Origin of the sequence: Tissierella sp., assembly GCF_052089545.1 — a bacterium.
Taxonomy (GTDB): domain Bacteria; phylum Bacillota; class Clostridia; order Tissierellales; family Tissierellaceae; genus Tissierella_A.
Genome location: NZ_JBQDAA010000119.1, coordinates 1 through 7,412, shown reverse-complemented (window position 1 = coordinate 7,412; position 7,412 = coordinate 1). Strand labels below are relative to the sequence as shown.

Sequence of the window (7,412 nt, the reverse complement as noted above, 5' to 3'; positions counted from 1 at the left end):
TGTAAGCGAAGAGTCTTATATTTTTACCTTTTTTATGATTTGTTAAAAAATTCAAAAATAAAAAAGAAGGATTTATAAATTTAATGTCGAATATATATATAGATAGTAAAATCAAAAGAAGAATGGGGGAAAAGTATTGAAAAAAAAGCCAAAGATTAAAGGGTTTTAAAAATTTATCTAGTAAATTTAAAAAGATTAAATTCAAACCAATACCCTTTAAATTTAAGGGGGTTAAAAAAAGCACTAAAAAGGCTAGTGAAAAAAGTAAGAATATCAAAAATCAGCTTATAGCAATGGTTCTAATTCTTTCACTTATACCAATCATAATAATAGGTCTTATAAATTATAATTTTGAAAAAAAGAATATGATAGAAATGAGTAAGGAATCTAATTTAACTATTGCAAAATCAATATCACAGCAGGCAAATTCCATGGTACTAAGTTCATTCAATGCCATAGAAACTATTTCTAAGTCAAATGATTTCACTCAAATGGAGACACGTGATGCAAATAGTTTACTAAAAAGCATACGTGATGAAATATCATCAATTGATGATATTTATATATTAGATATGAATGGAAATGCTCTAGTATCTACCAAGGATACTACCAAAACTCTTGCAAATGAATTATATTTTGTCATGAGTAAGGGTGGAGCAGAGTACATAACTAATTCTTTCATAGATAATAATACTAAAAAACCAGGTGTGATGATATCAGTGCCTATAAAAGATAAACTTATGAATGTTACAGGTGTAATATCAGCCAAATTAAATGTAGAAGAGCTGAGTAATATTGCTAAGTTTCAGAAAATTGGTGAAACAGGAAATGCATACATAGTAGATAAAACAGGTATAACAATAGGGCATGAAGATTTCAAGAATAAAATAGTAAAGAGATATAATTTTGTAGAAGAAGGAAATATTGGAGCTATAAAGGCAGTAGATAAGAAAACAGATGTAGAAAGATATGAAAATCAAGATGGAAAAGATGTAATAGGAGCTTACACTACAGTTCCATATACTAGTTGGGGTGTAGTGGTAGAACAAGATGCTAAAGAGTTAGAAAATATGGCAAGTGGCGCTCTTAAAAGGACAAGTTTAATAGTAATACTTGCAGGTATTATAATAGCTATTTTAACAGCTATAATATCAAAATTATTTACAAATCCAATAATAAACCTAGGTAAATCTGCTGAGAAGATCAAAAATGGAGATATGACAGAGGAAATTCCTGTAACATCTAAAAATGAAATAGGCTTACTTCAAGCATCCTTTGGCAGTATGATAGCTTCCCTTACAAATGTAATAAACAAGGTAAATATAGCTTCAGATAATATAAAAAATACAATTGAAGATTTAAAGATGAGATCAGAACTCACAGTAAAGGCTTCAGAAGAAATTTCTGCTGTAGTAGAACAAGTTGCAGCAGGTACAGAAAATCAAATTCATTCTACACACGCAACTAGCATGATAATAGAAGAAATGGTTAAGAAGGTTGATGAAGTTGATAGTAAGGTCAAATACATAGAAAATGCCGCAAGTCATGCAACAGATATTGCATCACTTGGAACAGTACATATAAATGATACACAAGAGGCTATAGAAAGTATTGTAGAAAAGGTAGAAAATTCATCTACAAAGATTGCTTCCCTTACTAAAGAAACTCAAAAGATAGGAAAAATCATAACCTTCATAGATAATATATCAAGCCAAACAAATTTACTTGCATTAAATGCAGCAATAGAAGCAGCGCGTGCTGGTGAAGCTGGTCGTGGCTTTACTGTGGTAGCTGATGAAATAAGGAAATTAGCTGAACAAACAGGAAGTGCTTCAAAAGATATAGTAGGTATCATAAATGGCATTCAAAAAGATATGGGTGATGTGACTGTTTCTATGGATGAAAGTATAGTAGAAGTAAATAAAGGAAGTAATGTAATAGGAAAGGCAACAGAATCTTTTTCTAATATAAAAGAAGAGACTAAAAAGGTAAATGAAGCAATTTCTAATTTTACAAGCATAGCACAAATGCTTACTGTTGGAATGAATGAAATAGAGACTAGCATGAGAGAGGTAAGTTCAGTAAGTGAGCAAACAGGAGCTGGAACTCAAACTGTTCTTGCAAGCAGTGAAGAGCAACAATCAGCTATAAGCCACGTAGAAGGTCTTGCAGATAATTTAGATCTTTTGGCAGATGAGTTGATTTCTATAGTAAGTGAATTTAAAGTAAAAGAATAAAAAATCCTCTTTTGAGGATTTTTTTATTCCTTATTTTTTTCTCTGTATTCACGAGGAGTCATATTGACTCTTTTTTTAAATATTTGATTGAAATATGATTGACTTGAAAATCCTACTATTTTAAATATTTCTGTAAGTGAGTGCTCTGTGGTTTCAAGTAGTATCTTTGAAACAGATATTCTCTTATCTATCAAATAATCTATTGGGGTCTTGCCTATATTTTCTTTGAATAATCTGCTCATATAAAATTTATTCATATATGCAATGGAAGCAAGTCCATCAAGTGATAGATTTTCTGCATAATTAGTATCTATATAATCTTTGATATATGAACATTCTTTGGTCACATTTTTGTTGTTTTCTAATTTCATATTATCTGTTGATAATCTCAATATATTAAATATAAGTATCTCTAAATAATTTTGGCACATATTTGTATAAAAACTATGCTCTAATTCTATTTCTTCTATGATTTTTTCAAGATAATAAAGCACTTCTTCCTTTTTTTCATTGAAATTGTAAATGGTATATGGATTTTCATCATCCACAGAAAGTCCTTCTATGCCTATTACAATATGTTCTAAGGCATTTGTACCTTTGGATGATTCAGTATGTATGACATTTGAATTTACAATTATTAGATCATCCTTACCTACATTAAAGACTCTTTCTTCTATTTTAAATATTCCCTTGCCATGAGTAACATAAAACATCTCTGTGAAGGGATGCATGTGCATGGTAGAATGCCAATCTGTATCATATTCAGCCTTTGATACATATAAAAGTTCTGGTTTTATGCTTACTTCATCCTTTTTTTCAAATTTATAAAGTATATTTGACATATTAATCCCTCCAATAGTATCTACTATTTAATTATATTGATAATTTATCAAAAAAGCAATATACCTAAAAAAAGAATCAATATAATTATAGAGAATATTTTAAATTAAATATACAATGTATTTAAAGAAATAAAAAAAGGGAGGATTTTTTAAATGAAAATGAAAAGGTTTTTAGCGGTACTTATGATATTTACACTTGTATTCACTACAGTAGCATGTTCAAATGATTCATCTGATGATGGTGCAAACGATTCCGCAGATGATGGGGAAAAGGTACTTAAGATTGCAGGTTTAAATGGTGGCTATGGGACAGAGCATTGGGAAGCTTTGGCGGAAAATTTTGAAGAAAGCCACGAAGGAGTTAAGGTTGAATTAACTTTAGAAAAAAATATAGCAGAAGTATTAAGACCTCAAATTCAAGCAGGAAATTCACCAGACCTTATTTATTTAGCAGTGGGTGGAGAAGGAAAGCTAACTGATACTTTAATCAAAGAAAAAGCAATCCAAGATATAGACGATGTATTTGAAATGGACGTACCAGGTGAAGATGTAAAGGTAAGTGAGAAATTAATTGATGGATTTACAGATACACTTATAACAAATCCATATGAAGATGGAAAGACTTATTTAGCACCATTATTCTATTCACCAACAGGATTATTTTACAATGCAAACAATTTTGATGGTAAGTATGAATTACCTACAACTTTTGATGAGTTTTTTGCTTTAGGAAAAGAAGCTAAGGGTGATGCTGCCTTATTTACTTATCCGACAACAGGATATTTTGATGCATTCTTCTATGCATTATTAAATGAAACAGGTGGTCCAGATGTATTTAACAAGGCAATGAACTATGATGTAGAAACTTGGAAGAGTGATGAAGTTAAAGAGGCTTTTGAAATAGTAGGTAAAATAGGAGATTACACTCATGAGAACACAGTATCTCAAGCAAATGGTGAAAACTTCACTAAAAACCAACAAATGATATTAGACAATGAAGCTCTATTTATTCCAAATGGTACATGGTTACCAGGTGAGATGAAAGATGCTCCAAGAGAAGATGGGTTTGAATGGGGACTTATGGCCCTACCAAAAGTATCTGAAGGTGGAGATAGATATTCATACACTTTCTTTGAACAAATGTATATACCAAAAGAAGCAAAAAATGCTGATTTAGCTAAAGAATTCATGGCATATATGTATAGTGATGAAGCAGCAGAAATCATATATGAAAAAGCAGGAGCAGTTCAACCTATTAAAGGCGCTTCAGATATGATGAATGATGATGATCCAAATAAATTATATTATTCAATATATGATAATGAAGATACAAAGGCAGCAATGGGTGGATTTGCAGCAGCTCCTCCAGTTGAAGGTGTAGACTTAACTAGTGGAGAAGGTATATTATTTGGAACAATAAACTCTGTTGTATCAGGAGATAAAACAGTAGATGAATGGCACAAGGAAGTAGTAGAAGCAGTAGAAAAGATAAATGAAGCTAAGGAAAATCAATAGAATAAAATAGTATATGGTGGATAAATTTTATCCACCATATTATTTTAAGAGGTGATAGTTTGTGAACAATAAAAGTCTTAGGAGATTTATAATTCTTTGTCTTTCCCCAGCACTTATATTATTTTCAATATTTATGTTATATCCGACCTTTACGGTATTTAGGATGAGCTTATATAAATGGGGTGGACTTTCTTCAGAAAAGTTATTTGTAGGACTAAATAATTTTAAGATATTAATGAAAGATGAAAACTTTTTAAGGTCCTTTCAAAATACAATATTTTTAATAGTAGTTGTAGCTATTGTCACATTTATTATTGCAATAGTTTTTGCTTCGATACTGGTAAAGGAAAATGTAAAGGGACAAAATTTCTTTAGGGTGGTATTTTATATACCAAATATATTATCTGTTGTTGTAATATCTTCCATATTTTCAGCCATATATGAACCAGATCAGGGACTTATAAATTCTACACTTTCCCTTATTAATGGAGAAGGCTTTAAAAGCATACAATTTTTGGGTAATCAAGATATTGTAATATATTCTATAGCAGGGGCAATGATTTGGCAGGCTATAGGATACTATATGGTAATTTATATGGCAGGAATGAGTTCAATTCCTGAGCAGTTATATGAATCAGCAGAAATTGAAGGGGCAAGTAAGATAAGACAGTTTTTTGAAATTACCCTACCCCTAGTATGGGATACAATAAGAACTACGCTTATATTCTTCATAATAAGCTCAATAAACCTATCCTTCCTATTTACAAAGATAATGACAAGTGGAGGGCCGGATGGTTCTAGTGAGGTATTCTTATCATATATGTATAAACAGGCATACAACAATGCCTCATACGGCTATGGAATGAGCATAGGTGTTGTAGTATTTACATTCTCATTTTTATTATCAGGTATAATAAGTAAGATTACAAAAAGAGATACATTGCAGTATTAAATTGGAGGTTTTAATATGAGTAAACTTTATAAAACATTTATATATGTTGCTCTTATATCTTTAGCTTTAAGCATAATATTGCCCGTTGGATGGGTATTTATGGCATCTATAAAGGAAAACTCAGAATTTTATGGAAATCCTTGGTCCCTACCAGATGGATTTCACTTTGAAAACTTTGTAGAAGCTATAGCTGAAGCTAATATGGGAGAGTATTTTTTAAACTCAGTTATAGCAACATCTTTAGGTCTTGTAATACTTCTAGCAGTATCAATACCTGCAGCATATGTGCTTGCTAGATTTGATTTTAGGGGAAAAAAATTTATAGATAGACTCCTTATGGCAGGCTTATTTATAAATGTTAACTATATAGTAGTACCAATATTTTTGATGTTACTTGATTGGGATAGGGGCCTAATGAATTCTATGGGTTCAGGATTTTTCTTGGATAATATTGTGGTTCTAGCCCTAGTCTATGCTGCAACTGCCATACCATTTACGGTATTTTTACTTTCAAATTTCTTTAGGACCCTACCTAAGGCATTTGAAGAGGCAGCATTTATTGATGGGGCAGGATATTTTACTACCATGGTAAAGGTAATGGCACCTATGGCAAGGCCAAGTATAATAACTGTTATACTTTTTAACTTTTTGGCATTTTGGAATGAATACATCATAGCCTTAACCCTTATGCCAAATGCATCAAAGACCTTACCAGTTGGACTTATTAATCTTATGCAGACCCAAAAAGCTGCTGCAAACTATGGACAGCTTTATGCAGGGCTTGTAATTGTAATGCTTCCAACACTTATTTTATATATTATGGTTCAAAAGAAATTAACCCAAGGTATGACCGTTGGTGGAGTGAAAGGATGATATAGATGAAGAGAAAAGGAAATTTAACATTACCAAGTGAATCAGGATTTTTGGATGAAACTAAGGAATTAATAGATAGATGGGGTGCAGATGCCCTTCGTGATAGTGATGGTACAAAACTTTCAGATGACCTTAAAAAATTAGATGCAAAAATTTATACCACATATTTTGTAAGTAGGGGTCACAATGATTTTGCAAGAGAAAACATGGATGAATGCCAGCACTTGTATTTGATGAGTGATTTCAATCTTGCAACAAGCGACACATTAGAAGTGAAGTTTATGGATGGGTATTTTAGTGAACAAGTAAGGCCTGACTATGACCACGATCCAAAGAGATTTTGGGAAGTTATAGACAGAACTAGTGGGGAGCTTGTTGATAGATCTAATTGGGATCTAGATAGTGAAAGGGATACAGTGATAATAAAAAATGCCAAGGAATTTCATGAATATACTGTATCATTTTTAACCTATGCCATATGGGACCCTACTCAAATGTACAATCATATAACAAATGATTGGGGTGATAAGGAACACGATATACCATTTGACGTGAGAAAAGAAAAATCTTCTAAATTCGTAGAAGATTATATAGAAAATTGGTTAAAGGAAAATGAGGATACCGATGTAGTTAGGTTTACAACCTTCTTTTATCATTTTACCCTAGTATTTAATGATAAGGGTAAGGAAAAATTTGTAGATTGGTTTGGCTATAGTGCATCAGTATCACCAGAAGCCTTAGATGCCTTTGAAGAGTCAAAAGGATATAGACTTAGACCAGAAGATATAATAGATGAAGGCTATTATAATTCACCATTCAGGGTGCCTAGTAAGGAATTTTTAGACTTTATGGATTTCCAACAAGAATTTGTATCAAATAAGGCAAAAAGCCTGGTAGATAAGGTACATGATTCAGGTAAGGAAGCTATAATGTTTCTAGGTGATAACTGGATAGGAACTGAGCCTTATGGAAAATATTTTAAAAATATAGGAC

6 protein-coding genes are annotated in these 7,412 nt (G+C 31.5%); 5 read left to right on the top strand and 1 reads right to left on the bottom strand.

Going from position 1 to position 7,412, the window contains the following annotated elements:
- Positions 1 to 293 precede the first annotated feature (293 nt).
- The gene (locus ACTHW2_RS08870) at positions 294 to 2,237 is read left to right on the top strand and encodes a methyl-accepting chemotaxis protein (RefSeq protein ID WP_442211021.1); all 1,944 of its coding nucleotides are present in this window, start codon (positions 294 to 296) and stop codon (positions 2,235 to 2,237) included.
- Between the two features lie 23 nt (positions 2,238 to 2,260).
- Here the strand turns inward: ACTHW2_RS08870 and ACTHW2_RS08865 are convergent, their stop codons facing one another.
- Positions 2,261 to 3,079, bottom strand: coding sequence for an AraC family transcriptional regulator (locus ACTHW2_RS08865; RefSeq protein ID WP_442263582.1), 819 nt, complete (start codon positions 3,077 to 3,079; stop codon positions 2,261 to 2,263).
- A gap of 153 nt (positions 3,080 to 3,232) precedes the next feature.
- Here ACTHW2_RS08865 and ACTHW2_RS08860 point away from each other — a divergent pair, with 153 nt between their 5' ends.
- The 4 genes from ACTHW2_RS08860 to ACTHW2_RS08845 all read left to right on the top strand — a co-directional run.
- Positions 3,233 to 4,594, top strand: a complete 1,362-nt coding sequence (locus ACTHW2_RS08860) for a carbohydrate ABC transporter substrate-binding protein (RefSeq protein ID WP_442211024.1) — start codon at positions 3,233 to 3,235, stop codon at positions 4,592 to 4,594.
- 61 nt (positions 4,595 to 4,655) lie between these two features.
- On the top strand, positions 4,656 to 5,546 hold the full coding sequence (locus ACTHW2_RS08855; RefSeq protein WP_442211025.1) for a carbohydrate ABC transporter permease: 891 nt from the start codon (positions 4,656 to 4,658) through the stop codon (positions 5,544 to 5,546).
- A gap of 15 nt (positions 5,547 to 5,561) precedes the next feature.
- Positions 5,562 to 6,419, top strand: coding sequence for a carbohydrate ABC transporter permease (locus ACTHW2_RS08850; RefSeq protein ID WP_442211026.1), 858 nt, complete (start codon positions 5,562 to 5,564; stop codon positions 6,417 to 6,419).
- A gap of 5 nt (positions 6,420 to 6,424) precedes the next feature.
- On the top strand, positions 6,425 to 7,412 hold a 988-nt coding region (locus ACTHW2_RS08845), incomplete at its 3' end, for a 1,3-beta-galactosyl-N-acetylhexosamine phosphorylase N-terminal domain-containing protein (RefSeq protein ID WP_442211027.1).

Bases quoted from the DNA above. Each gene is read 5' to 3' on its own strand.
- ACTHW2_RS08870 (WP_442211021.1), top strand. From the start codon at position 294: ATGGTTCTAATTCTTTCACTTATACCAATCATAATAATAGGTCTTATA.
- ACTHW2_RS08865 (WP_442263582.1), bottom strand. From the start codon at position 3,079: ATGTCAAATATACTTTATAAATTTGAAAAAAAGGATGAAGTAAGCATA.
- ACTHW2_RS08860 (WP_442211024.1), top strand. From the start codon at position 3,233: ATGAAAATGAAAAGGTTTTTAGCGGTACTTATGATATTTACACTTGTA.
- ACTHW2_RS08850 (WP_442211026.1), top strand. From the start codon at position 5,562: ATGAGTAAACTTTATAAAACATTTATATATGTTGCTCTTATATCTTTA.